This is a genomic window from Selenomonas sp. GACV-9 (genome assembly GCA_900116485.1).
GTDB classification, from domain to species: Bacteria; Bacillota; Negativicutes; order Selenomonadales; family Selenomonadaceae; genus Selenomonas_A; species Selenomonas_A ruminantium_G.
This window is the reverse complement of the sequence record FPAX01000001.1, coordinates 489,094-513,454: the sequence shown is the minus strand read 5'-3', so window position 1 is coordinate 513,454 and position 24,361 is coordinate 489,094. Positions and strand designations below refer to the sequence as shown.

Sequence of the window (24,361 nt, the reverse complement as noted above, 5' to 3'; positions counted from 1 at the left end):
CCAAGGAACGCCTGACCCTGCGTGCCCCGGAGGATGGCAAGATCCTCAAAGTGCTGGCCAAGGAGGGGGAGATGATTTCGCCCTCCACGCCGGTGCTGCTCAGTGGCAACATTGCCAAGGATGCGAAGGTCGCTGTCATCAATCTGGATAACTCGGCGTATTCGCGCGAATTGATAAACCATATCGAGGCTTCGGAGTTCATGAAGGTCACGGCGGTGCTGAACACGCCGCAGGATCCCAAGGAGCTGTTCTATCAGGACAAGGCTGTGGCAGTGGTCTACTTCCCGCCGGGGCTGGAAAAGGCCCGCTATACCGGTGAGGCGGCCAATCTCGGCGTTTTCTATGATAACACCAGTTCTGCGGCTACCAGCAACATCAAGGAGGACCTCAATGAAATCGTAGGGCTGGACAATGCGGTGGCCAACGGTGACGTGGGCAGCAGCAATGACAGTCTGCAGGGGCAGCTCAGTCTGGCATCCCGTAATCTCTTCAATCCCCAGGATTCCAAGGATAACGGCGAAACGCTTGGGTTCCTGCTATTCTTTGGGGCCATGTTCTTTACCTTTGCCACCATCGGCATCAGCTATGTGTTTCCGCTGACCTGGGAATTCCATTTCCAGCGGGATATCATCGCCCGCGGGGCAGGCTTCCTGGATATTTCCCAGACCTTTGGGGCTTTCCTCCTCTATACCCGTGGGTTTTGGCGATAGATTGGAACCATCTGACAGGAAATAATCGTTCTGTGGCGAAGTATAGGCATAGAGAGGTTATGTCGACGGATTGATATGAGGATGGTGTATGCAGATGACAGAGGAAAAGGCGTATATCGATCATGCGGCGGTTACGGTAGCCGATATCCAGTGGAGCTTGGCGTTCTTTGAAGAGGTGCTGGGCATGACCGTGACCCGGCGGCGGGAAAATGATGGCAAATTGCAGCAGGTTTGGCTCGATGGTGGTATTCAGCTCATCGAGGCTCCCGCTACAGTTCCAAGCGGTCAGGCCCATCACTTGGGGATAAGGGTGCGTGACTTTACGGGCACGCTGGCGAAAATGCTGGCTTATGAGGGCGTGCATTCCGTGGAGGGAAAGCCGGAAAAATGGGTGCAGCTGCCTGATGGCTTGCTATTGGAGCTGTTTCCCATTGAGACATAATCCAAAATAATATAAGCAACGAGATGCTCGTCAGGTGGTACAACTTTGACGGGCTTCTTTTTTTACGGCAAGGCAACAAAAAAACAAAAAAAAAAAGAAAAATATCTGCTTTTGCTATTGATTTATCTGTTATTGTGTTGTATTATGAGCATGTAAGCAAAAATAAGACAAAAGAAAACAAACAAAAACAACATGGTTTTCTTTAGGGGAGTTGGCAAAATGGCGAATACGTACTATCTGGCCATTGATATTGGGGCATCTTCCGGGCGGCACATCCTGGGCTGGCTGGAACATGGGAAAATCAGGCTGGAGGAGCTATATCGGTTTGAAAATAAGCTGGTGAAGCGGAATGGCCATCTGTGCTGGGATATCGAGCATCTCTTTGCAGAGGTGGTGGCAGGAATCAAGGAATGTCAGCATCGGGAGAGGATTCCCGCCAGCATCGGCATTGACACTTGGGGCGTTGATTTCGTGCTGTTGGACAAGGAGGGGAAAATCCTTGGGGACACGGTGGCTTACCGCGACAGCCGTACCCAGGGCATGGACGAGGAAGTCCGCCGGGTAATCAGCGATGAGGAACTTTACAGCCGCAACGGCATTCAGAAACAGCTGTTCAATTCCATTTATCAGCTGTTGGCCATTAAGAAGGAAACGCCGGAGCTATTGGATGAAGCAGAAAGCTTCCTGATGATCCCTGAATACCTCAACTACCGGCTGACAGGCATAAAGAAAAACGAGTACACCAACGCCACCACGGGGCAGCTGGTCAATGCTCAGACCCGGGATTGGGATTATGAACTCCTGGAAAAGCTGGGGATTCCTACCAATATATTTGGTGAGCTGAATATGCCTAAGACGGTGGTAGGGAAATTAAGCCTGGAGATAGAGGCAGAAGTTGGTTTCCAAACTGAGGTCGTACTGCCTGCTACTCATGATACGGGGTCGGCGGTAATGGCGGTGCCGTCCATCACGGACGACAGCATTTACTTGAGTTCCGGAACCTGGTCGCTGATGGGCATTGAACGCCTGATTCCTGATTGTACGGAGAAGAGCCGGGCCTACAACTTCACCAATGAAGGGGGTTACCACTACCGCTACCGTTTCTTGAAAAACATCATGGGTATGTGGATGATGCAGTCCCTGCGACGGGAGTTCCGGCACAAATATACCTTCGAAGAGCTCTATCAGCTGGCCTATATTGGCAGGTATTTCACTTCGGTGGTTAATGTCAACGACGAATCCTTCTTAGCACCGGACAATATGATTGAAGCCATTAAGGATTACTGTCGCAAGCATAATCAGGAAGTGCCGGAAACGGAGGGGGAAATCCTTTACTGCGTGTATATGAGTCTGGCTCGCTGTTATGCGCAGACGGTGGCAGAAATTGAAGAGGTCACGGGAAAAAAATATGATTGTATTCATGTGGTGGGGGGCGGTTGCCAGGATAAGTTCCTCAATGCTCTGTTGGCCACAGAAACGGGCAAGGAAGTTTTCGCTGGGCCTGTTGAAGCTACGGCTATCGGGAACTTGTTGGCTCAGATGCTTAGAGATGAATGTTTTGCCGATTTGCGTGAGGCACGGCAGGTAGTAGCCAAGTCCTTTGCCATGGAAAAAGTGGAAGGCAAATTGGTATTTTGATAAATGGAGGCGTAATCATGTCCAGATTTGAAGAAGCGGCAAAAAAATATGCCACCTTAGGCATTGATGTGGAAAAAGTACTGGCAAAGCTGAAAGATGTCAGTATTTCACTGCATTGCTGGCAGGGGGATGATGTGCGGGGCTTTGATACGGACCCCAATAAACCCCTAACCGGCGGCATTCAGACCACGGGAAATTACCCGGGCAGAGCCCGTAATCCTGAGGAACTGATGGCGGATATCGATGAGGTGATTTCCCTGGTGCCGGGGAAGCCAAAGATGAACCTCCATGCCAATTATGCGATTTTTGACAAGGACGAATGGGTAGATAGGGACAAGCTGGAGCCTAAGCACTTTGCCAAATGGGTGGAGTTCTGCAAGGAGCGTGGACTGGGCTGCGATTTTAACCCCACATTCTTTTCTCATCCCAAGTGTGACCCGCTGACCTTGTCTTCGCCCAATGAGGAAACCCGCAAGTTCTGGATTGATCATGGCAAGGCCTCGATCCGCATCAGCTCTTATCTGGCCAAAGAACTGGGTCAGCCCTGCGTCATGAACATTTGGACAGGGGATGGCTTCAAAGACATTCCCGGTGACCGCCTTGGCCCTCGGAAACGCTATAAGGAAAGTATCGATGCCATTTTAGCCGAGCCATTTGACTTCAAGCAGGTCAAGCCTTGTGTAGAAAGCAAGGTCTTTGGCATCGGCGTGGAATCCTATACGGCAGGCAGCGGAGAATTTGCCCTGACCTATGCCGCCATGAACAAGGATAAGTGCATCCCGCTGATGGATAACGGCCATTACCATCCCACGGAAGTGGTCAGCGATAAGATTCCCGCACTTCTCACCTTCTTTGATGAGATTGCCCTCCATGTGACCCGCCCGGTACGTTGGGACAGCGACCATGTGGTGCTCTTCGATGATGAAACCAAGGAAATCGCCCGGGAAATCGTCCGCTGCGGCGGCCTGGGTGGCCGGGTGAAGATGGCTCTGGATTACTTTGACGCTTCCATCAACCGTGTTTCGGCCTGGACTGTGGGCTACCGCAACTTCCAGAAGGCTCTGCTCTTTGCCATGCTGCAGCCGGTGGAGGAACTCAAAGCCTTGCAGGATACGGGTAATTTCACCAAGTTGATGGTGGTGCAGGAAGAACTGAAGACCCTGCCCTTCGGGGATGTGTGGGCGGAGTACTGCAGCCGCAGTGATGCTCCCCAGGATGGGGAATGGTTCGCCAAAGTTGAAGCATATGAAGAAAATGTACTGGCTAAACGCCGGTAAGAAGGAAGGTTTATTTATGGATATCAAACAGGCGAAATTTATGGAGGGCTTTATCCGACTAACGTCGGATGCTTTTAAAAAGGGGTGGCACGAACGCAACGGGGGAAATTTGACCTACCGTGTGGCTGAGGTTGAGGTGGAGGCCGTGAAGGACAGCCTGCACGAAGTAACGGAATGGCTGCCTATTGGCAATAAGGTACCGGGGCTTGCCGGGGAATATTTCTTGGTTACTGGTAGCGGCAAGTACATGCGCAATGTGGAGCTGGCTCCCGAAGATAATGCAGCCCTGATTAAGATTGACGACAAGGGGGAAAACTACGGAATTGTCTGGGGGCTGGAGAGTGGCGGCCGTCCCACCAGCGAACTGCCCACGCATCTGGCCAATCATGAGCTCAAAAAGAAGATGACGGGGGGACGCAATCGCATTATCTACCACGCCCATCCCACCAATCTTATTGCGCTGACTTTTGTTTTGCCCTTAAACGACAAGGATTTTACCCGGGAACTCTGGGAGATGGCAACGGAAGACCCCGTGATTTTCCCTGAAGGGGTAGGTGTCGTTCATTGGATGGTGCCAGGTGGCAAAGCCATTGCTGATGTGACCACCAAGCTTATGGAAAAATATCGGGTGGTGGTCTGGGCTCATCATGGACTCTTTGTTTGTGGCGATGATTTTGATGAAGCTTTCGGCCTTATGGATACGGTGGAGAAGGCCTCGGAAATCTGTGTCAAAGTTCGCTCCATGGGCGGTAAACGCCAAACCATCACCAAGGAAAATTTCCTGGACTTGGCTGAGGATTTTAACATCAATTTGAACAAAGACCTGATAGATTGATTTTATGTATAGGCGGGCGGAAGCCCTACGGGCTTCCACGGCTTATACTGGAAATTATCACAATATTTATTTCTTTAACAAGTTTAAGAAGAGAGTGAAAGGAAAGGTAAGATGTTTAACGTAAAACTCGATTACAACATGTCTGCCTGGAAAAAGACCTTGATTGCAGGTCTTATCAGCTACATTGATGCAGGTTCAATTGTGGCTGGAGCTTCAGGTCTCACCATGTGGCAGGACTATCTGGGCATGAGCAGTGTTCAGATGGGGCTCCTGGCGGCATTGTCCTCCAACACCGGTGGTGCAGCTATCGGTGCTCTTATCGGTGGTAAAATCTGTGATAAGTATGGCCGCAAGTTCGTGTACAACTGGGCGTTGCTCATCTATATGATTGGTGTGGCAATCATCTGTCTGGCAACGAATTATCCGATGTTCCTGTTGGGGTACGTTATCGTAGGTTTGATGGTTGGTGCTGATGTGGTTGCTTCCTGGACATTTATTGCGGAAGAAGCACCATCGAGGAATCGAGCGAAACACTGCGGCTCGGCCCAGATTGCGTGGATGCTTGGCCCTGTGGTAGTGTTTGCTGCATCCATTCCCATGAATGAGATGTTTGGCCTGTTGGGCAACAGGATTATCTTCGCTCACCTTATCGTGGTGGCTGCCTGGATCTGGTATCAGCGTCTGAAGATGCCGGAATCCACGGAATGGACTGCGGCTAAAAAGCTGGAGGCTGAATTGGCTGCCAAGGGCATTCAGCAGAAGAAAGTCCGCTATGCCGATATCCTGCGTGGTACTAGCTTCAAGACAGTGGCACTGTGCGTCTGCGTTTATGCATTCTGGAATCTGGCTGCCAGCACCAATGGATTCTTCATGCCTTATGTGTATGAGCATGTAGGCAATCTTAGCAACTCCATGGCTTTGGGGATGACAGCGTTGAACTTTGCCGTATGTATTCTCACCACGATTATCTTCATGTACACGGCAGATAGATTTAATCGTCGCAAGGTCTACGCGATTTTCTCCGGCCTGGGTGTCATCAGCTGGTTCGTCTGGGCACTGCCCGGTGAAATGCTCCAGACCTGGATGCTGTTCTTCTTTACCATTGTATGGGGCTTCTCCATGCAGCAGCAGTTCTATCAGCTTTGGAGCTCCGAACTCTTTCCCGTGCGTTACCGCGCTACGGCGCAGGGCTTTACCTTCTTCGTTACGAGATTTTCCGCAGCCATTTGGGGCTTTGCGGTTCCCCTGATTATGGAGGCACTGGGCTTCCAGATTGCTGCAATGCTCATGATTGGCTTCTGTGTGATCAGCTGGTTGGCTGGTACCCTTTGGGGCGGCGATGATCGGGGCAAGACTTTGGACGAAATCACCCGTGACCGTTACGGCGATGAGATTGACGCAAACGGCTGGCTGGTTGACGATACCAGCCCGGAACATGCTATGGTTCATAAATAATGGGAGATGGCAAATATGGAACGCTTTGCCTGGAAGGCAACAGTTAAAGAGGGGAAACTTGCCGAGTATAAGAAACGCCACGACAACATCTGGCCAGAACTCAAGCAGGTGCTCAAAGATGCTGGCATTGGCAACTATACCATCTGGAATGTAGGCAACGAACTCTTTGGCTACTTCGAATGTGATAAGGGGGTGGCCTATGCTGAACAGCATCAGGCGGCCAGCTCGGTGGTGGACAAATGGAATGAATACATGAAGGATGTCATGGTCATGGAAATGGACCCGGAAACGGGAGCCCAGCCGAAAATGCAGCAGGTATTCTTCCTGGCGTAAACAAAGAAAAATCCCTGAGATGCGAAATTGCATCTTAGGGATTTCTTTGTTCAGGTTAACAGATGAGTTCGACCTGTGCCTGGGTCAGAGCCTTTTGCCAGTGTTTTTCAGGAGCGGTGTTGGTAACGATGGTATCGATATCGGCAAGGCTGCAGGTTTGGACGAAGGCGGTTTTGTCGAATTTTGACTGGTCAACAAGGAGCAGGGATTTCTTCGCCTGGGCCAGCATGACCTGCTTGACGGCGGATTCTTCCTCGTTGGATTCCATCACGCCACGTTTGGAATCAAGTCCCTTGCAGCTGATGAGGACTACGTCGGCATAGTAGCGCTGCAGGGCATTGCAGGTAGCCGTGCCGGTCAGAGCCATGGAATTGGCCCGCAGAGTGCCGCCCGTGGAGATAATGCGGAAGGGGGAGGCGGAAAAATCGTAGGCCAGACGGATGGAGTTGGTTATAATGGTAATATTGCGGCGTTCCTTCAGATGATGCAGCAAGGTCAGGCAGGTGGTACTGGAGTCCACCATAATGGTATCGCCGTCATTTATCAGTTCCTGGGCTTTCTGAGCGATGGCTTCCTTGCTTTCGCTGTTGATGGTGCTGCGCTTCATAAAGGAAATATCCTCGCTGGTCTGCTGCTCGTTAAGGATGGCACCCCCATAGCTTCTACGCAGGAGGTTTTCATTTTCCAGCTTTTCCAAATCGCGGCGGATGGTTTCTTCTGTTACCTTAAAGAGCCGGCTGAGTTCGGAAACGTATACTTTCTTATCTTGTTTTATCTTGTCAACGATTCGCTGTCGTCGTTCAATACCAAGCATAAAATCACTCCTATAATAAAGATTTATACCTATATTATAACGAATAACAGAATGGTATGCAAGGAAACGGAATAAAAACAACATAAAAACAGATTAGCGTTTTTTTACGCTTCCGTGACGCAGGTGGTGTTCATTATAGCCGATTAGTGGTATCCTATCGTTAGGAGTTGACATGTCAAAAATGAGGGGCATGAGATCAGCATTGAGGATGAGTGGTTAATGATACGGACAGACGAGTGGCATGACCTGACAGCAGGAGAATTGCCGAAGCTGATGCTGGATAAGCTGGAGTCCTTTGGCTTCACCCATGATGGCAGTACATATAGCTACCGTGAAGATTTACTGGCAGGCAGTTTTCGGCTGTATGTCAGGGTGCAAGAAAATGGAGCGATAGCAACATTGCTGCTGGATACAGAGTCAGAGGAGCCCTATGTGCTGCATCTGGTGGAAAATGCCCAGGGAGCCTTTGTGGGAGAGGTTAGAACCGCTTATCAGGCGGTGCTTAACCGCATAGGTGAGGCTTGCGGAGAGCATGGCAGTTTCCATGGGTCTTATGTAGAGGAACTACTGCGTTATGTGCAGAATACCTATGGAGATGAAATCGAATATCCCTGGAAGGATGATATGGATGCGGCGGTCATTCGCTCCCATCTGACCAGGAAATGGTATGCGGTCTTTATGAAGGTTCATCCCAGCAAGATTGGCCTTGGCGGCAGTCAGCCCATCCGCATTATGAATCTCCACGGCACGGCAGAGCAGGTGGCCGTCCTGGTGGATGGGGAGCGGTATTTTCCCGGCTGGCATATGAACCGAAAATACTGGTATACAGTGTGCCTTGATGGAAGTATACCCATGTTTGAGCTTCAGCGAAGAATCGACGAGAGTTTCGAATTGTCCCGGCCAAAGAAACGGCGTTGATGGATATTACAAAGAATAATGGAGAGGGAACATGCAGATATTATACGTACATGGCAGAGCTGGAAGCGCGAGGGATAATCTATACCGAATTTGGGGAGGATTTGTCCTGGGAATATCTGAGCTACGTCAGGAGCCATCCTATCAAATGGAATGTGCCGACGCAAATTCTGTATGGCGAAAAGGACCAGCTGACGTCATTGGCAACGATGCAGGACTTCGCTGAAAAGCATCAGGCAGGGCTGACTGTTATGGAAAATGGTGAGCACTGGTTCCATACGGAAGAACAGATGAAATTCTTGGACGATTGGATGAAAACTGATTGGAATATTATACAGGAGGAATGATGAAAACTGAGATTTTGCCACAGGAAAGCCCTCGTGCGGAGGCCTTTTCCTTATGGATGACGTCGCCCATGCCAATGGTAACATTAGTTAAGACGCTAAATGTTAGTCGCTTGTTGAAGCTGAGCAAGAAGAGTGGCATAAAATTCACAGCATTAATGTGTTGGTGCATTGGCAGGGCTGCCAGCAAAATAGAAGAATTTTACTTATTGCCAGAAGATGGAAAACTATATCGGTTCGACAAAATGGGGATAAATGTTATTGTGGCCAACAAACAAGGCGGGATTAGCTCTTGCGACATTCCCTTTTCTGCTGATTTGGAGCAATTCAATCGGGACTACTTGACATTAACGGAAAAGGCGGCGCAGGAATGCAAAAGCAGTTTCCTTGAAGACTGCATGATTATCGGTACATCAGCCATGATACAGACAGAACTGGACTGTATTGTGAATCAGTATACGGAAAAATTCTCAAATCCAATGGTTATGTGGGGGAAATATCGTAAAGGCTTTTTCAAAACCGTTTTACCGGTATCCTTTCAGTTTCATCATGTGCAAATGGATGGAGGCCATGCGGCAAAATTTTTAGACCAGTTACAGATGGAAATTCAATATTGTGGTAGAGAAAGTTGAGCTGGATTGATGCAATATCATAATATAAAACAGGCGAAATTTTTGGCTAGACCCAATCGCTTCGTGGCCAAGGTTCAGGTGGATGGCAGCGAGGAAACGGTTCACGTAAAGAACACGGGCCGCTGCCGGGAACTGCTTCTGCCCGGTGTTAACGTAATCTTATCCGAGGCCGATAATCCCAACCGCAAGACACGCTATGATTTGATTGCGGTGGAAAAGGAAGAGCTGGGCCTCGTAAATATCGACAGTCAGGCACCCAACAAAATCGTGCAGGAATGGCTGGCAGGGCAGAACTTTGACCATATCAAGTCAGAGTATAAATACGGGGATTCCCGCATAGATTTCTATATGGAGCGGCAGGGGCAGAAATACCTGCTGGAGGTTAAGGGCTGTACCTTAGAAATCGATGGTGTGGGCTATTTTCCGGACGCGCCCACCGAGCGGGGCGTAAAGCATATCCATGAATTAATCAAAGCTAGGCAGGAAGGTTATCGGTGCGGCTTGGCTTTTGTCATTCAGATGCCTAGGGTAAAAGAAGTACGGCCAAATATGGAGACTCATCCAGCCTTCGGTGAGGCATTGGAAAAGGCCAAGGCGGCAGGCGTTAAAATCCTTATGCTGGGCTGTGAGGTTCACCCGGATTCGCTGACCATTGATGCTGGGCGCATAAGTGACAAGTGGGGAGCATGATCATGGGTACTGCAAGGAGAATAATCTTGCGGAAGTAGTGATTCGTCTATAATTTACCTCGTATTATGTACTATGTCAGAAAGACATGGTGGTCTATTATAGGAGATCCCCTTGTCAATGTGCAGACGATTTTGGGCATCCGTTTGGTAAAAACGCAGTATAATCAAGGACAAAGAGAAATTTTATTGCGTATAAGGGGGCTGCGTTATTAACAGGAGCAGGCTGAAATTGGAAAATGACGATATTGGTTGATGCAGCTGCTTGCCAATTAGAATTATTCGCAGATAGAATAGAAATATCGATTTGAGTGCAAGGAATGGATCCTTGGTTAAAAATAGGAGGAGATAAAATGAAAGAATTGATTTGCAAGCCGATTGGTTACATACAGTCCCCTTATCAGACGCGGGAAAAAACACCGAAAAGTGGGGATGAGTATCCTGACCAGGAAGCTGTGATGGAAATCTCGGAGGAATATGCTGAGGCTATGGCTGATATGGAAGCCAGCAAGAAATATGAGGTGTTGTTTTGGTTTGATAAAGTCCCTGACGTGAAGCTTAAAGTGCCGTTTCGGGGCGTTGGGCCTATGATGGGGATTTTTTCTACCCATGCGCCATACCGGCCGAATCCCATTGGAGCTTCTGTCGTAACCGTAACGAAAATCGAGGGGCAGCGTATATATTTTACTGGTGTTGACATGATGGATGGTACCCCTGTATTCGATATAAAACCGTTTGATTTTTAAGCGGGGAAGTGTATGCCATGGCTAATATATTTGTGGCGGTATAATGCCCGAAGAAAAAAGCGTGTTTTACAGGAATTAAATCGGAAAAATTGCAGAAGGGGAAAACTGGTTGTTGATAAGGCAGTCAGGTTTTTGTATCTTGGCGTAGTGTCTTCGATGCCTATAAAAAAGGTTTTGTGAGGGAGGATATGCTTATGCTGGCAGATTATCATGTGCATACGGAGTTCAGTGATGATTCCCGTGAACCGATGGAGGAGCAGGCAAAACGGGCGGTTTCTCTGGGCTTGCAGGAAATGTGCTTTACCGATCACGTGGATTATGGCATCAAGAAGGACTGGGATGAGGGTGGTATCGAGTACCGCGGCGGCGATGGCATAGGTCTGGCGGCAGAGGAACTGCAGCCCTTGGCCAATGTGGATTATCCTCAATACTTTGCGAAATTCAGCTGGGTCAAGACTGACTTTGCGGAAGAGATTGACTTGCGTTGTGGTTTAGAATTCGGCGTGCAGGTCGGCACAATTCCCAAGTATGAGGCTTTGTTTGCGAAATACGCGGATAAGCTGGACTTTGTGCTGCTCTCCATCCATCAGGTGGAGAACAAGGAATTCTGGAACCAGGAATTCCAGCAGGGCCGCAGCCAGCAGGAGTACAACGAGCGGTACTATCAGGAAATGTATGACGTGATGAAGAACTTCAAGCATTACGCGGTGCTGGCACACTTGAACCTTATCAGCCGGTATGACAAGCAGGGGAAATATTTCTTTGCGGCAGTCCGGGATATGGTGGCGGAAATCCTGAAGCTTGCCATCGCAGATGGCAAGGGCATTGAGCTCAACACTTCCTCCTGGCATTATGGCCTTGATGATACCATGCCTGACCGGGATATCCTGCGGCTCTACAAGGATTTGGGAGGGAAAATCATCACGATTGGCTCTGATGCCCATTCCACAAAGTATCTGGCTGATCATATGGAAGATGCCCGGTCCATCCTGCGGGATGAGATTGGCATGAAGGAAATCTATACATTCAAGAAAATGGAGCCTGTGGGGCATAAATTGTTGTGAAAATGGAGTTGATGGTGTGAGCAAGATTATCTTTATTGACGTGGATGGTACGCTGGTGGATTATGACAATGCCTTGCCGGAATCGGCAGTGGCGGCTATCCGCCAGGCCAGGGCAAATGGGCATAAGGTATATATCAGCACGGGCCGCAGCCGGGCCGAGGTCTATCAGGAAATCTGGGACATCGGCCTTGACGGCATGATTGGCGGCAACGGCAGCTATGTGGAGGACGACGGGCAGGTGGTCATGCACCAGCTGCTCACGGCAGAGCAGAGCCGCCGCATCGTGGACTGGCTCCATGAGCGCCAGCTGGAATTTTATCTCGAAAGCAACAACGGTCTCTTTGCCAGTGAGAACTTCGAGACCCGGGGCGAGCCTGTCATGCAGGAATATTCGGCCCGCAAGGGACAGGACAATGCCGCCAGGATGACCGTGCGGCAGGCTTTCCCCGAAATGATTTTCGGCGGGGAGCTTTACCGGGACGATCTGAACAAGGTCAGCTTCATCCTCGAAAGCTATGAGGACTTCCTGGCAGCCAAGGAGGCCTTCCCGGATCTGCAGGCAGGCACCTGGGGCGGCGTCGGGGAAACGGCTCTGTTCGGGGACTTGGGCGTCAAGGGCATCACCAAGGCCCATGCGATTGATGAGCTGCTGAAACACATTGGTGGCAGGATTGAGGATACCATCGCTTTTGGCGACGCCAAGATTGATATTCCGATGTTTGAATACTGTGCCGTGGGTGTGGCCATGGGCAATGGCGGCGAGGAAATCAAGGCGATGGCAGATTTCGTGACAGATGCCGTGGCCGAGGATGGACTCTTCCATGCGTTTCAGCGGCTGGGGTTGATTTGATACAGGCAACGTGGTAACATAGGAGCATAAGAACATAAAAAGGTGCCTGCTGCCACCGGGGAGCAGGAAAGACGCTATATCTTTATCGTTAGGTCAGCGAAGATAAAGATATGGCGTCTTTTGCATAGTAGAAGGGAGATATGACGATGTTCAGGCAAATGAGACGTTTCAAGCAGCAGATTACCAACGAGGAATGCCGCGAGGTATTGAAGGATACCAAGCGAGGCGTGCTTTCCTTGCTGGGGGAGGATGGCTATCCCTATGGAGTGCCTATCAATCATTGGTACTGCGTAGAAGATGGCAAGCTATATTTCCATGGAGCCAAGACGGGCCATAAGCTTGAGGCCATCAAGAAGTGTGACAAGGCCAGCTTCTGTGCCTACGATGAGGGCTACCGCAAAGAAGGGGAATGGGCCCTCAATATCAAGAGTGTCATCGTTTTTGGCCGCATCAGCCTGGTGTCGGATGAAGCCTTGTCTCGCAAGATATGCACCCATCTGGTAGGCAAATTCACCGATGATGAAGAATATCTGCAAAAAGAATTAAAAAATGCCCTGTCGCGGGTGCAATGTTTGGAAATGAGCATTGAGCATATGACGGGCAAACTAGTGAATGAGGCGTAAGTCACCCCAGGCAAATGTTGCCCAACGGTCATTTACTTTCGGGAGGAGCAGCGCGAATAGTTTTCCGCGCAGACTATATTTTTTCATTTCTTCGTTGAAACTATGTTCCGAAAGCAAGCGGATTCCGTCGGTCAATGCTACAATTTCCTGGGCGGAGTCGGTACCAGAACGGAAATGTGCATTGGTGTTTTTGACCGTATCATGGTGTTTTTCATTGCGTATCATCAGTTTGCTGTTTTGCTCGGCAATTAAGATGCCACGAGGAAAATTATCTTTCAGGATGTTGAGCAATGTGCGGATCTGCTCCAATGTGAAGTACATAAACAGTCCTTCTGCAAGGAAAACCGGCGGAGCTTGTCTGCCCGCAAGCATTTTTTTACTTCGTTGCACCAGGTATCTTCCAGTACGTTGCCAGGCAGCATTGTCACGCGATCCTGTTCAGGAAAGGCTTTGCGCCGTGCGGCGATGGAGTCAGGCAGATCCAGGTCAAACCACCAGATTTTGCCGTTATCCATTCGGGAAAAGCGGTTGTCAAAACCGGCACCGATATTTACGACTACGGTGTCTGGTGCCTGGGCGATAATTTCTTTTAACTGGCGGTCCAGCATGATGGTTCGGGCTACCACACCTTCATGGGATAGAAATTTATCGTAGGGTTTTGTGTCAATATCCAACGCGTTGATGATTTCTACAGCTTTTGGGTCTATGATGCGCGCATTGGGGCGCAGGGTCTCATTGGCCTTGATGACAAGGGGAATGAGAGCTGTGGTCTGAACATCACCTAATTTAAGTTCCATGATTGCCTCCAATCCTTATACTTATGTTTGTTCTTGAGGAATAATATAGCACTAATGAGAATGAAAATCAATTAATATATTTAGTGGCAAAAAAGGAACGATAATGCTATTATAGGCTTGTTGTAGAAATCAATTTGGAGGTTTATTTCTTTGGCATAACCGTAGCAGGTGCCTGTGCGCTGATGGGGTGGAAACGGCTTTGCTTTGCGCACCGCTACCTGTGACAAGAGGCGATGATGATACATGGATTATAGGGTAGAATACAGGAAAAGTAGCTTGCCTATGGCCGAGTTCAGGAAGAGGTACCAGGACAGGGATAAGTATATTGCGTACTGCAGGGAGTGTCCAAACTATGATACAGTGTGGTCGTGTCCGCCATTGCATTTTGATGCGGACGCGTATTTGGCAAAGTATCAATGGATCCATGTGATAGGCTGCAAGGTTATATTGGACAGGCATATCATAGAAGCGGCAGATACGGCAAAGAACATCAAATCCGTAGGGGGGCAAATCGTAACTGCGGTCAAATTGGACATGGAGCAGCGGATGCGGAAGATGGAAGAGGCTGTGCCGGGAAGTATATCGCTTTCTTCTGGGGGCTGTAATATGTGTCCTGAATGTACCAGGAAAGAGGGCAGACCATGCAGATATCCTGACAAGATGCGGTACTCGCTGGATGCCTTTGGCTTTGATTTGAGTGCCATCGCCAAAGATATGCTGGGGATGGAGATTCAGTGGTGCAAGGATCGGTTGCCGGATTATTTCACGTTGGTACATGGATGGTTGACCGTGGAGGAGACGGATATCTATGGCATATTCTGCCGGCCGCTTGACATGTTCATGAGCGAGGTGGACCACGCGAAATATCCGAAGGCAGAGCAGAAATACCGGTTTGAACGCGAGGGATTGAACGGTAAAGGAACCTCGGCGGTTGGGAATTGAGACCGAGCCAATCTGTACTGATGATTTTACCGGGGAGAAAATGATCTTTTTTTATAATTTAAGTTTTTCTGAGCACTTGAGAATTTCATCGTAATGAGAAATTTTGTAGTCTAATATTTGGAGAAAGTCACAGGTCCTGAGGATATCAAAGGGTTCTCGGCGGAGCAGCGCAGGGTGCTGGCTCGCGAAATGCGGGATGCCATGCTGAAAAGAGCCAGTATCCATGGCGGCCATTTCGGCCCGGATTTCGGTATTGTGGAGGCCACGATTGCCTTGCATACGGTGTTTGATTCACCGAAGGATAAGTTTGTCTTTGATATTTCTCATCAGGCCTATCCCCATAAGATGCTGACGGGCCGTAAGGATGCTTACCTCTATGAAGACCATTATGATGATGTGTCTGGCTATACCAATCCCGAGGAAAGCGCGCACGATATGTTCAATGTGGGGCATACTTCCACTTCCATCAGTCTGGCAACGGGCTTGGCCAAGGCTCGTGATTTGAAGGGCGACAAGGAAAACATCATCGCCATTATCGGCGATGGTTCCATGAGCGGCGGTGAGGCTTTGGAAGGGCTCGATACTGCGGGAGAGATGAAGTCCAACCTCATTATCCTCTTCAATGACAATGACCAGAGCATTGCCGAGGTGCATGGCGGTATGTATAAGGGCTTCAAGGAGCTGAGGGATACCAATGGCCAGTCGGAACGCAATCTGTTCAAGGCTATGGGGCTTGATTATCGCTTCGTGGCCGATGGCAATGATGCCGAGGCGATGATTGCGGCTCTGGAGGAAGTCAAGGATATCGATCATCCTGTGGTGCTGCATATCGTCACCAAAAAAGGAAAAGGCTATAAGTTTGCCGAAGAGAATAAGGAAGAGTGGCACTGGCATATGCCCTTTGATATCGAGACCGGTGAAGTGACACAGCCGTTGATTGACCCTTATGCGGAGCAAACGGCGGAGACCTTCCTGCGGCTGGCCAAGGAGGATAAGAAATTCATCGCCATCTCGGCCGCTACGCCTGCCAGCATGGGGCTTACCCAGGCACGCCGTGAGGAGCTGGGTGAGCATTACATCGATGTGGGTATTGCCGAGGAGCAGGCGGTGGCTATGGCATCCGGTCTGGCGAAAAATGGTGCCCATCCGGTCTTTGGGGATTATTCCTCGTTCTTCCAGCGTACCTATGATCAGCTGGCACAGGATGTATGCGTCAATAATAGTCCCGCGACGTTTTTGGTATTCTGGGCCTCTATGTACGGCATGAATGATGTAACCCATCTGGGCTTCTACGATATCCCCATGATGAGCAATATCCCCAATCTTGTTTATCTGGCACCCACTTCGCCGGAGGAATATCAGGCCATGCTGGACTGGTCGGTGGCGCAGGAAAAATACCCGGTAGCCATCCGGGTGCCCCATATGATGGTGGGGAGCTCCAACCGTCCTGTCCGCAAGAGCTATGACGAGCTGAACAAGTACGAGGTGGTCCGCCAGGGCAGCCAGGTGGCTCTTATCGGTCTGGGCAGTTTCTGCAATCTGGCGGAAGGAGCGGCAGCCAAGCTCAAAGAACAGGGCATTGAGGCTACGGTAATCAATCCGCTCTTTATCACGGGGCTGGATGAGGAACTGCTGGAAAGCCTGAAGGAAAACCACGATATGGTGGTGACGCTGGAAGATGGCGTGCTGGAAGGCGGCTTCGGCGAGAAGATTGCCCGCTTCTATGGTGCTGACAGGATGAAGGTGCTGAACTTCGGCCTGCTCAAGAAATTCTATGACCGCTATGATTACGGTAAGCTGGCGCAGGAACATCATCTGACTGCTGAACAGATTGCCGAGGATATCATAAAGACTTTATAAGTGTAGAAGGATCCATTATGAGCAAAGCATTAGTCGCGTATTTTTCTGCCAGCGGTGTGACGGCCAAGGTTGCCAGCAAGCTGGCCGAGGCCGCAGGGGCAGATCTTTTCGAGATCAAGCCGGAGGTGCCCTACACAAAAGAAGACCTGAACTGGCAGGACAAGAACTCCCGCAGCAGCGTGGAGATGCGGGATACTGCCTCCCGTCCGGCGGTGACGGGCAAGGTGGAGAACATGGGAGATTATGATGTGATTTTCCTGGGCTTCCCCATCTGGTGGTATGTAGCTCCTCACATCACCAACAGCTTTCTGGAAGAATATGACATGTCAGGCAAGAAGATTATCCTCTTTGCAACTTCCGGTGGCAGCGGCTTCGGCAAAAGTGTCGCAGGCCTTCAGGATAGCTGCCCAGGGGCGACAGTCATGGAAGGAAAAATTTTGAACGGCGGTCCTTCAATCGATGCGTTGAAAGAATGGGTGGAAAGTCTGACGCTTTGATTTATAATGGGGAAAAAGATGAACCGCAGAACATTTATTATGGGAGGTATCGGTGCTGTGGGCATGCTGTCTGCCGGCGGCTGGCTCTTTACCAGGCGGCCGGAGTTCGGCCGCCTGCCCCAAGGGCAAAGGCTGGCCCGCGTGCAGGCCTCGCCCCATTATAAAAACGGCCAGTTCCAAAATCTGGTGCCGGTGCAGGTGATGAATGAGGAGAGCGGGGAGAACCGCTTCGCGGCTATGGCGAAATTCCTCTTTGGGGATAAATCCGAGCTATCTCTCCAGGAACCCATGCTATCCCAAAAGACAGATCTGAAGGCTTTGGACAAAGACAAGGATGCTGTGGTGTGGCTGGGGCATTCCAGCTTCTTTTTGCAGCTGGGAGGACAGCGGATTCTGATTGACCCGGTATTCAGCGACTATGCTTCGCCGGTGTTTTTCATCAACAAGGCCTTTCCGGGCAGCAATATCTATACGGCAGCGGATATGCCGGGGATTGATGTGCTGGCCATCTCCCATGACCATTGGGATCACTTGGACTATCCCACGGTGATGGCGCTGAAGCCCAAAATCAAGAATATTGTCTGTCCGCTGGGCGTGGGGGAATATTTCGAGCAATGGGGATTTGACCTCTCAATTATCCATGAGGAAGATTGGGATACGGAAATCAGATTGGCGGATGATTTTTCCGTCCATATCCTGCCCTCCCAGCATTTTTCGGGGCGTTTTCTGAGGCGCAATCCGACGTTGTGGTGCGGTATGGCCTTTGTGACGCCTGTGCGCAAGGTCTACTACACCGGCGATGGCGGCTATGGGGAACATTTCAAGGCCATTGGGCAAAAGTTTGGCGGCTTTGACCTGATGCTGGGGGAAAACGGCCAGTACAACATGGCCTGGCACGCCATCCATATGCTGCCTGAGGAAACGGCCCAAGCAGCGGTGGATGTGGGGGCCAAGCTGCTCCTGCCTGCCCACGGCGGCAAGTTTGCCCTTTCCCGTCACCCTTGGCAGGAGCCTTATCGCAGGCTGACTGAAGCCAGTCAGGATAAGGACTATAAGCTGCTGACCCCGGCAATCGGGGAGCTGGTCCATATAGATAGTAAACAGAGGCGGCCCTTTGACGCTTGGTGGGAAAAGATGGCGTGAAGAATATTTAGACCAATGAGGAGATAGATTTTGAGTTTAATCACAATATACCCTGATTGTACCCCAGCTTTTTGACCGCATCTATCAATACATTCTTTATCGGGCGTTGGAGCATGTGCCGTAGTATGGCTGGGGCACGGTGCTCTCCTATGTACAGCTCAATACGGATTTTATCTATTTGCACTATCAGTTGACCGGTCAACTTGACGAGTCAATTCGCCGTTGGTCCGAGCAGATTGAGTATAGTACCGAGAATGTCAGAATGCTGCTGGAACTGTTGGCGTGATAAGAGGAGAATATTGATGGGAAATATAGGCTTCGCGTTGTAAATTCTGGATAATTTGCTAAAATATTAATGATAGTTTGGATACTGGATGACATCATGCAGCAAAGAAGATGATTTTATGGACAAGAAGCAACGCACAGAAGAAGATATTAAGCGGCTCTATATTACTCCTGCCCTTGAGGCCAAATGGGAGCAAGAGCATATCTTCATGGAAAAGCAGATAACGGATGGTCGTATCAATATCAAGGGCAATATGGCAGTGCGGGAAAAGCCCAAGCGTGCGGATTATGTACTCTACTATAAGGGAAATTATCCCCTGGCAATCGTGGAAGCCAAGGATAACAGCCGCTTGCCTTCCTATGGCTTGCAGCAAGCCAAGGAATACGCCCGGATGATGGACATAAAATTTGCCTACAGTTCCAACGGCGATTCCTTTGCAGAGTTTGACTTTCTCACAGGCAAGGAACGCAGTCTGGCTTTGGAGGATTTCCCCTCAGAAAAAGAACTCATGGAAAGATTCACCCGAGAGGGGAATCTCACGACAGAAGAAGTAAAAATCATCAATCAGCCCTTCTATACTGGCAAGAACTCCCCCCGCTACTATCAGCAGGTGGCAGTTGACCGCACACTGGATGCTATTGCCAAAGGACAAAAACGGCTGCTTTTGGTAATGGCCACTGGTACTGGCAAGACTTATACAGCCTTTCAGATTGTCTACCGCTTGCTAAAAGCCAAGCTCAAGAAGAAAATCCTCTATCTGGCTGACCGCAATATCTTGGTAGATCAGTCTATCCTGCAGGATTTCAGCCCGCTGGCCAAGGTCATTCACAAAGTGGACTTTAGCCGTGACAACCCCAACCAGATTTCGGCTTACGAGGTTTATTTTGCCCTTTACCAGCAGATGGTAGGCAATGATGATGTTCCCCACTTTCAGGAACTCTTTGACCCGGATTTCTTTGACCTCATAATTGTGGACGAGTGCCATCGCGGCTCTGCCAAGGAGGAAAGCCGTTGGCGGCGTGTGCTGGAATATTTTAGTTCAGCTACCCAAATTGGCATGACCGCCACCCCCAAGGAAACAAAATATGTTTCTAATACGGATTATTTCGGCGAGCCCGTCTACACCTACAGCTTGAACCAAGGCATCAATGACGGCTTCCTTGCACCTTTCCGTGTTATCGAGCCTCGCATGAATGTCAGTGACGGCTGGCGGCCTCTTAAGGGGCAGCGCGATTATTTCGGACAGGAAATTCCTGACCGTATCTATGACTGCACCGATTACGATTACAACATCGTGCTGGAAGATCGCATCAGGGAAGTGGCAGAACAAATAACCGCCTATCTCAAGGCAACAGACCGGATGGCCAAGACCATTGTCTTCTGTGCAGACGAAAACGCCGCCGAGCGGATGAGAAAGGCTCTAGCGGAGCTGAATGAAGATATGCTGAAACTTAATCCCGATTATGTGGTACGGATTACCGGCAGTGATACTTATGGCAAGAGCAAGCTCAGTTATTTTATATCCGTCCGGGAAAGGTTCCCCGTCATTGCCACCACCTCCGAGCTGCTTTCCACCGGAGTGGATGCCAAAATGACCAAAGTAATCGCCATCGACAAGCATATCGGCTCCATGACTCTCTTTAAGCAAATAGTAGGTCGTGGTACCCGTATCAGAGAAGATGCAGGGAAGACCAGCTTCACCATTATGGACTTCCGCGGCGTGACCCGACTCTTTGCCGACCCGGCTTGGGACGGCCCCATAGAGCGTGTACCGGACTTCACTCCCGGCAAGGGCGTAAATGAAGACCCGGCTCCTTATGAGCCGGATTCACCGGCAGACCCTGATAATCCCACAGAACCTGATGAACCCAAGGAGCCACACACTGTGCCCTTTGTGCGGGCTGACGGCTGTAAGGTGTTCACTACGACCAAAACTATCTCCATCTATGACACAGACGGCAAACTGCTGAGGCAGGAAAACATCGTGGACTACACCAAGGAAAACGTCCGAGGGCATTATGGCGACCTCTCCAAGTTCATACGCACTTGGTCAGAAGCAGACAAGAAAGAGGCCATCGCCGAGGCTCTAGCCCAGCAAGGAATTGACCTTGACAAGCTGAAGCACGACATGCAGCTGGACGATGTGGACGATTATGACTTCATCTGCCATGTGGCCTACGACCAAAAGCCCCTCACGCGCAGAGAACGAGCAGAGGGCGTAAAGAAACGGGACTTCCTCCACAGATTCAAGGACGCAGCCCGAGAAGTGCTGGAAATCCTCTTGGAGAAGTACATGAACCTTGGTATCAAGGAAATCGAAAATACAGCGGTGCTGAATCTCGCCGAGTTTCAGAAATTCGGCAAGCCCAGCCGCATAGCCGCCTTGTTTGGCGGCAAGCAGGGTTACAAAGAAGCCCTCAAAGCATTGGAACACGAACTATACAAGAACGAAGATGAGGCAGGTTAAGTAAATGGCAGAAAATATAGGTGGTCTCGTAAAAAGATTGCAGGACATTATGCGGCAGGATGCAGGTATCAACGGCGATGCCCAGCGTATCGAGCAGATTGTGTGGATGCTGTTTCTAAAGGTCTACAGCGCCAAAGAAGCAGAATGGGAATTTGACGATGAAGAATTTGTGTCCATTATCCCGGAGAAATACCGCTGGCAGAATTGGGCCCATGAAGAAAAACAAGGGGACGGCCTGACTGGTGACGACCTGCTGGACTTTGTGAACGCCATGTTCAAAGCCTTCAAGGAACTTGCCATCACGCAGGATACTCCCTTGCGAAAAGCCATTGTCCGCACCGTCTTTGAGGACACCAACCAATACATGAAGGATGGCGTTCTGCTGCGGCAAATGGTCAATGAACTGGATACCATCGACCTTTCCGGCTATGAGGAAATCCATGCGCTGGGGGACATTTACGAGACTATCCTGAAAGACCTGCAATCTGCCGGTCACGCTGGCGAGTTTTACACGCCTCGAGCTGTCACCGACTTTATGGCGAAAATGATAGAGCCGAAGCTGGGGGAGACTATGGCAGATTTTGCCTGCGGCACCGGGGGCTTTATCATCAGCTGGCTGAAGGAGCTGGTGCTACAGGTCAAGAACACTGAGGACAGGGAAAAGGTGGGCAGCTCCATTTACGGCATCGAGAAAAAGCAATTCCCCTATATGCTGGCCATCACCAACCTGCTGCTCCATGACATTGACGAGCCGAGGATTTACCACGACAACAGCCTTGCTCACAGCGTGCTGGACTATACGGAAAAGGATGCCTTTGATAAAATCCTCATGAATCCACCATACGGCGGCACTGAAGGTGAGGCCATTAAGAAAAACTTCCCTGAGAATTTGGCTAATTCCGAGACCGCTGACCTCTTTATGAGCGTCATTATGTACCGTCTGAAGGAAAATGGCCGGGCTGCCGTGGTGCTGCCGGACGGTTTCCTCTTTGGCACTGATAACACCAAAACCGCCATCAAGAAGAAACTCATGGACGAGTTCAACCTGCATACCATTATCCGGCTCCCCGGCAGTGTCTTTGCTCCCTACACCAGCATTACCACCAACCTGCTGTTCTTTGATAACACTGAGCCTACCAAGGGAGTTTGGTTCTACCGTCTGGATATGCCTGAGGGCTACAAGCACTTCTCCAAGACCAAGCCCATGAAGCTGGAGCATTTCCAGCCCGTCATGGAGTGGTGGCAGCATAGGGAGGAAATCGAGGCAGATGGCTGGCCCAAGGCCAAGCGCTACACAGCAGAAGAAATCGCCAATAGTGGCTACAACCTCGACCTGTGCGGCTTCCCCCATAAGGAAGAAGAAATCCTTGACCCGCTCGACCTGATACAGAGCTATCAAGAGCACCGCAAAGAGTTGAACCATGAGATAGACCAGGTACTGGCTGAAATCACCAAACGCATTGGAGGCAGCTTATGACACCCCAGCAATTGAAAAATAGCATCCTTCAGCGAGCCATAGAGGGAAGACTGGTGGAACAAAGGCCAGAGGAAGGCAATGCAAAAGAACTGCTCAAGGAGATACAGGTAGAGAAGGCGCGGCTGGTTGAGGAAGGAAAAATCAAGAAGCCCAAGGTATTGCCGCCTATCACTGAGGAAGAAAAGCCTTTTGATATTCCTGAAGGGTGGGAGTGGGTACGCTGGGGAGATTTGTCTCAGTCTATCCAATATGGATATAATGCACCAGCACAAACAAAAGGTCGTATAAAAATGGTGCGAATCAGTGATATTCAGGATAACCGCGTATTGTGGGAGACAGTGCCATATTGTCAAATCGATGAAGAAAATATAGAGACATATGCTTTGCAAACTAATGATATATTATTTGCACGGACTGGCGGGACTGTAGGCAAATCATATCTTGTAACAGAAGTTCCAGAAGAAGCCATTTATGCTGGCTACTTGATTCGTACAAGATATAGTAATTTACTCGTTCCACAATACTTAAAATTTTTCATGGAGAGTTCAATCTACTGGGAACAGCTAAGAAATGGTACTATTGCGACAGCACAACCTAACTGCAATGGAAAGACACTTGGAAATATGATCCTCCCATTTCCACCACTTGCAGAACAACGCCGTATTGTAGCAAAAATTGAAGAAATCCTTCCCCTTATCGACAAATACGACAAAGCCTACACCAAACTAACCGACTTCAACACCCGCTTCCCGGAGGCCATGAAGAAAAGCCTGCTCCAGTACGCCATTCAGGGCAAGCTGGTGGAGCAGCGCGCCGATGAAGGCACAGCCCAAGACCTCATCAAAGACATACAGGCAGAGAAGAAGCGGCTTATAGCCGAGAAGAAAATCAAGAAGCCCAAGGTACTGCCACCTATCACGGAAGAGGAAATTCCCTTTGATATACCTGAAGGGTGGGATTGGGTGAGATTGGGTGAAATTGGAGACTGGGGGTCTGGAGCAACGCCTAAACGCCATCACCCTGAATACTACGGTGGAGATATTCCATGGCTGAAAACTGGTGACCTAAATGATGGTTACATATCAGAAATTCCTGAAACAATCACCCAAGAAGGATTTGATAATTCTTCAGTAAGGTTAAATCCTGTTGGTAGTGTCCTAATGGCAATGTATGGGGCTACTATTGGAAAATTAGGTATTTTAACCGTTCCTGCAACAACAAATCAGGCATGTTGTGCCTGTGCACTTTTTGCAGAAATGAATCCTCAATATCTTTTTTATTATCTCATGTCTCAACGCACAAATTTCATAAAGCTAGGCGAAGGGGGAGCGCAACCTAATATTTCAAAAGAGAAAATCGTTAACTTTTTATTCCCTATGCCCCCACTAGCCGAGCAACACCGCATCGTTGCCAAACTGGAAGAGCTGTTGCCCTTTTGTGATCAGCTTAGAAGTAAGTCAAAATAAGGGGAGCAAGATGAAAAAGATATTTGCATCCCTAGCTGCTGGTTTGCTTATCGCCAGCGCAG

General features: G+C 49.7%; 25 protein-coding genes. 22 read left to right on the top strand and 3 right to left on the bottom strand.

Annotation, left to right across the window (positions count from 1 at the left end; all coding sequences use genetic code 11):
• The first annotated feature begins 71 nt into the window (after positions 1-71).
• From BM322_RS02425 to BM322_RS02395, 7 genes are all read left to right on the top strand, one after another.
• Positions 72-710, top strand: coding sequence for an ABC transporter permease (locus BM322_RS02425; protein ID WP_075428280.1), 639 nt, complete (start codon positions 72-74; stop codon positions 708-710).
• An 88-nt stretch (positions 711-798) separates the two neighbouring features.
• Positions 799-1,152, top strand: coding sequence for a VOC family protein (locus BM322_RS02420; protein WP_318254499.1), 354 nt, complete (start codon positions 799-801; stop codon positions 1,150-1,152).
• A 219-nt stretch (positions 1,153-1,371) separates the two neighbouring features.
• Positions 1,372-2,790, top strand: a complete 1,419-nt coding sequence (gene rhaB / locus BM322_RS02415) for a rhamnulokinase (protein ID WP_075428279.1) — start codon at positions 1,372-1,374, stop codon at positions 2,788-2,790.
• 17 nt (positions 2,791-2,807) lie between these two features.
• Positions 2,808-4,067: an L-rhamnose isomerase gene (locus BM322_RS02410; RefSeq protein ID WP_075428278.1), complete on the top strand. Its 1,260-nt coding sequence runs from the start codon at positions 2,808-2,810 to the stop codon at positions 4,065-4,067.
• 16 nt (positions 4,068-4,083) lie between these two features.
• Entirely contained in the window at positions 4,084-4,902 is an 819-nt protein-coding gene (gene rhaD, locus BM322_RS02405) for a rhamnulose-1-phosphate aldolase (RefSeq protein WP_075428277.1), read from the top strand.
• Between the two features lie 111 nt (positions 4,903-5,013).
• Entirely contained in the window at positions 5,014-6,357 is a 1,344-nt protein-coding gene (locus BM322_RS02400; protein WP_075428276.1) for an MFS transporter, read from the top strand.
• Positions 6,358-6,372: 15 nt separating this feature from the next.
• Positions 6,373-6,690, top strand: a complete 318-nt coding sequence (locus tag BM322_RS02395; RefSeq protein WP_075428275.1) for an L-rhamnose mutarotase — start codon at positions 6,373-6,375, stop codon at positions 6,688-6,690.
• Positions 6,691-6,745: 55 nt separating this feature from the next.
• Here BM322_RS02395 and BM322_RS02390 read toward each other — a convergent pair whose 3' ends face one another.
• Positions 6,746-7,504, bottom strand: a complete 759-nt coding sequence (locus tag BM322_RS02390; protein ID WP_075428274.1) for a DeoR/GlpR family DNA-binding transcription regulator — start codon at positions 7,502-7,504, stop codon at positions 6,746-6,748.
• A gap of 219 nt (positions 7,505-7,723) precedes the next feature.
• On the opposite strand from BM322_RS02390, the gene BM322_RS02385 reads away from it, so the two are divergent.
• From BM322_RS02385 to BM322_RS02350, 8 genes are all read left to right on the top strand, one after another.
• On the top strand, positions 7,724-8,422 hold the full coding sequence (locus BM322_RS02385; protein ID WP_075428273.1) for an MmcQ/YjbR family DNA-binding protein: 699 nt from the start codon (positions 7,724-7,726) through the stop codon (positions 8,420-8,422).
• 50 nt (positions 8,423-8,472) lie between these two features.
• A complete protein-coding gene (locus BM322_RS02380) occupies positions 8,473-8,766 on the top strand; it encodes an alpha/beta fold hydrolase (protein WP_075428464.1) in 294 nt (97 codons plus the stop codon).
• Positions 8,763-9,395 carry a CatA-like O-acetyltransferase, family 2 gene (locus BM322_RS02375; protein ID WP_318254498.1) on the top strand — a complete coding sequence of 211 codons (633 nt, stop codon included), beginning with the start codon at positions 8,763-8,765 and terminating at the stop codon, positions 9,393-9,395. The genes BM322_RS02380 and BM322_RS02375 overlap by 4 nt, the downstream gene beginning before the upstream one ends.
• Positions 9,396-9,404: 9 nt before the next feature.
• The gene (gene sfsA / locus BM322_RS02370) at positions 9,405-10,085 is read left to right on the top strand and encodes a DNA/RNA nuclease SfsA (protein ID WP_075428463.1); all 681 of its coding nucleotides are present in this window, start codon (positions 9,405-9,407) and stop codon (positions 10,083-10,085) included.
• A 349-nt stretch (positions 10,086-10,434) separates the two neighbouring features.
• On the top strand, positions 10,435-10,827 hold the full coding sequence (gene tsaA / locus BM322_RS02365) for a tRNA (N6-threonylcarbamoyladenosine(37)-N6)-methyltransferase TrmO (protein WP_075428271.1): 393 nt from the start codon (positions 10,435-10,437) through the stop codon (positions 10,825-10,827).
• Positions 10,828-11,021: 194 nt separating this feature from the next.
• Complete coding sequence (locus BM322_RS02360) at positions 11,022-11,891, top strand: histidinol-phosphatase HisJ family protein (RefSeq protein WP_075428270.1); 870 nt, start codon at positions 11,022-11,024, stop codon at positions 11,889-11,891.
• A gap of 16 nt (positions 11,892-11,907) precedes the next feature.
• Positions 11,908-12,741, top strand: coding sequence for an HAD family hydrolase (locus BM322_RS02355; RefSeq protein WP_075428269.1), 834 nt, complete (start codon positions 11,908-11,910; stop codon positions 12,739-12,741).
• A gap of 146 nt (positions 12,742-12,887) precedes the next feature.
• Positions 12,888-13,364 carry a pyridoxamine 5'-phosphate oxidase family protein gene (locus tag BM322_RS02350; protein ID WP_082334353.1) on the top strand — a complete coding sequence of 159 codons (477 nt, stop codon included), beginning with the start codon at positions 12,888-12,890 and terminating at the stop codon, positions 13,362-13,364.
• Here the strand turns inward: BM322_RS02350 and BM322_RS13655 are convergent.
• Together BM322_RS13655 and BM322_RS13650 are read right to left on the bottom strand one after the other, a co-directional pair.
• A complete protein-coding gene (locus tag BM322_RS13655; protein ID WP_218154592.1) occupies positions 13,347-13,685 on the bottom strand; it encodes a hypothetical protein in 339 nt (112 codons plus the stop codon). The genes BM322_RS02350 and BM322_RS13655 overlap by 18 nt on opposite strands.
• The gene (locus BM322_RS13650) at positions 13,640-14,161 is read right to left on the bottom strand and encodes a class I SAM-dependent methyltransferase (protein ID WP_218154591.1); all 522 of its coding nucleotides are present in this window, start codon (positions 14,159-14,161) and stop codon (positions 13,640-13,642) included. The genes BM322_RS13655 and BM322_RS13650 overlap by 46 nt, the downstream gene beginning before the upstream one ends.
• A gap of 243 nt (positions 14,162-14,404) precedes the next feature.
• Between BM322_RS13650 and BM322_RS13765 the strand changes: the two genes are divergently transcribed.
• The 7 genes from BM322_RS13765 to BM322_RS02310 all read left to right on the top strand — a co-directional run bounded on the left by BM322_RS13765 (position 14,405) and on the right by BM322_RS02310 (position 24,299).
• The gene (locus BM322_RS13765) at positions 14,405-15,103 is read left to right on the top strand and encodes a DUF2284 domain-containing protein (RefSeq protein ID WP_075428267.1); all 699 of its coding nucleotides are present in this window, start codon (positions 14,405-14,407) and stop codon (positions 15,101-15,103) included.
• 117 nt (positions 15,104-15,220) lie between these two features.
• Positions 15,221-16,963: a 1-deoxy-D-xylulose-5-phosphate synthase gene (locus BM322_RS02335; protein WP_075428266.1), complete on the top strand. Its 1,743-nt coding sequence runs from the start codon at positions 15,221-15,223 to the stop codon at positions 16,961-16,963.
• A 17-nt stretch (positions 16,964-16,980) separates the two neighbouring features.
• Positions 16,981-17,460, top strand: coding sequence for a flavodoxin (locus BM322_RS02330; protein WP_075428265.1), 480 nt, complete (start codon positions 16,981-16,983; stop codon positions 17,458-17,460).
• Between the two features lie 18 nt (positions 17,461-17,478).
• Positions 17,479-18,603 (top strand): MBL fold metallo-hydrolase, encoded by a 1,125-nt coding sequence (locus tag BM322_RS02325; protein WP_075428264.1) that lies wholly within the window; start codon positions 17,479-17,481, stop codon positions 18,601-18,603.
• Positions 18,604-19,007: 404 nt separating this feature from the next.
• Positions 19,008-21,356, top strand: coding sequence for an EcoAI/FtnUII family type I restriction enzme subunit R (gene hsdR, locus BM322_RS02320; RefSeq protein WP_075428263.1), 2,349 nt, complete (start codon positions 19,008-19,010; stop codon positions 21,354-21,356).
• 4 nt (positions 21,357-21,360) lie between these two features.
• Positions 21,361-22,833, top strand: a complete 1,473-nt coding sequence (locus BM322_RS02315; RefSeq protein WP_075428262.1) for a class I SAM-dependent DNA methyltransferase — start codon at positions 21,361-21,363, stop codon at positions 22,831-22,833.
• Entirely contained in the window at positions 22,830-24,299 is a 1,470-nt protein-coding gene (locus tag BM322_RS02310) for a restriction endonuclease subunit S (RefSeq protein WP_075428261.1), read from the top strand. The genes BM322_RS02315 and BM322_RS02310 overlap by 4 nt, the downstream gene beginning before the upstream one ends.
• The last annotated feature ends 62 nt before the right edge of the window (positions 24,300-24,361 follow it).

Excerpts from the sequence above, each read along its gene's own strand:
- rhaB (WP_075428279.1), top strand. The coding sequence starts at position 1,372 with ATGGCGAATACGTACTATCTGGCCATTGATATTGGGGCATCTTCCGGG.
- BM322_RS02395 (WP_075428275.1), top strand. The coding sequence starts at position 6,373 with ATGGAACGCTTTGCCTGGAAGGCAACAGTTAAAGAGGGGAAACTTGCC.
- BM322_RS02360 (WP_075428270.1), top strand. The coding sequence starts at position 11,022 with ATGCTGGCAGATTATCATGTGCATACGGAGTTCAGTGATGATTCCCGT.
- hsdR (WP_075428263.1), top strand. The coding sequence starts at position 19,008 with ATGGACAAGAAGCAACGCACAGAAGAAGATATTAAGCGGCTCTATATT.
- BM322_RS02385 (WP_075428273.1), top strand. The coding sequence starts at position 7,724 with ATGATACGGACAGACGAGTGGCATGACCTGACAGCAGGAGAATTGCCG.
- BM322_RS02380 (WP_075428464.1), top strand. The coding sequence starts at position 8,473 with ATGGCAGAGCTGGAAGCGCGAGGGATAATCTATACCGAATTTGGGGAG.
- BM322_RS02400 (WP_075428276.1), top strand. The coding sequence starts at position 5,014 with ATGTTTAACGTAAAACTCGATTACAACATGTCTGCCTGGAAAAAGACC.
- sfsA (WP_075428463.1), top strand. The coding sequence starts at position 9,405 with ATGCAATATCATAATATAAAACAGGCGAAATTTTTGGCTAGACCCAAT.
- BM322_RS02315 (WP_075428262.1), top strand. The coding sequence starts at position 21,361 with ATGGCAGAAAATATAGGTGGTCTCGTAAAAAGATTGCAGGACATTATG.
- BM322_RS02325 (WP_075428264.1), top strand. The coding sequence starts at position 17,479 with ATGAACCGCAGAACATTTATTATGGGAGGTATCGGTGCTGTGGGCATG.
- BM322_RS02350 (WP_082334353.1), top strand. The coding sequence starts at position 12,888 with ATGTTCAGGCAAATGAGACGTTTCAAGCAGCAGATTACCAACGAGGAA.
- tsaA (WP_075428271.1), top strand. The coding sequence starts at position 10,435 with ATGAAAGAATTGATTTGCAAGCCGATTGGTTACATACAGTCCCCTTAT.
- BM322_RS02330 (WP_075428265.1), top strand. The coding sequence starts at position 16,981 with ATGAGCAAAGCATTAGTCGCGTATTTTTCTGCCAGCGGTGTGACGGCC.
- BM322_RS02425 (WP_075428280.1), top strand. The coding sequence starts at position 72 with ATGATTTCGCCCTCCACGCCGGTGCTGCTCAGTGGCAACATTGCCAAG.
- BM322_RS02410 (WP_075428278.1), top strand. The coding sequence starts at position 2,808 with ATGTCCAGATTTGAAGAAGCGGCAAAAAAATATGCCACCTTAGGCATT.
- BM322_RS02420 (WP_318254499.1), top strand. The coding sequence starts at position 799 with ATGCAGATGACAGAGGAAAAGGCGTATATCGATCATGCGGCGGTTACG.
- BM322_RS13765 (WP_075428267.1), top strand. The coding sequence starts at position 14,405 with ATGGATTATAGGGTAGAATACAGGAAAAGTAGCTTGCCTATGGCCGAG.
- BM322_RS02375 (WP_318254498.1), top strand. The coding sequence starts at position 8,763 with ATGATGAAAACTGAGATTTTGCCACAGGAAAGCCCTCGTGCGGAGGCC.
- BM322_RS02310 (WP_075428261.1), top strand. The coding sequence starts at position 22,830 with ATGACACCCCAGCAATTGAAAAATAGCATCCTTCAGCGAGCCATAGAG.
- rhaD (WP_075428277.1), top strand. The coding sequence starts at position 4,084 with ATGGATATCAAACAGGCGAAATTTATGGAGGGCTTTATCCGACTAACG.
- BM322_RS02390 (WP_075428274.1), bottom strand. The coding sequence starts at position 7,504 with ATGCTTGGTATTGAACGACGACAGCGAATCGTTGACAAGATAAAACAA.
- BM322_RS13655 (WP_218154592.1), bottom strand. The coding sequence starts at position 13,685 with ATGTACTTCACATTGGAGCAGATCCGCACATTGCTCAACATCCTGAAA.
- BM322_RS13650 (WP_218154591.1), bottom strand. The coding sequence starts at position 14,161 with ATGGAACTTAAATTAGGTGATGTTCAGACCACAGCTCTCATTCCCCTT.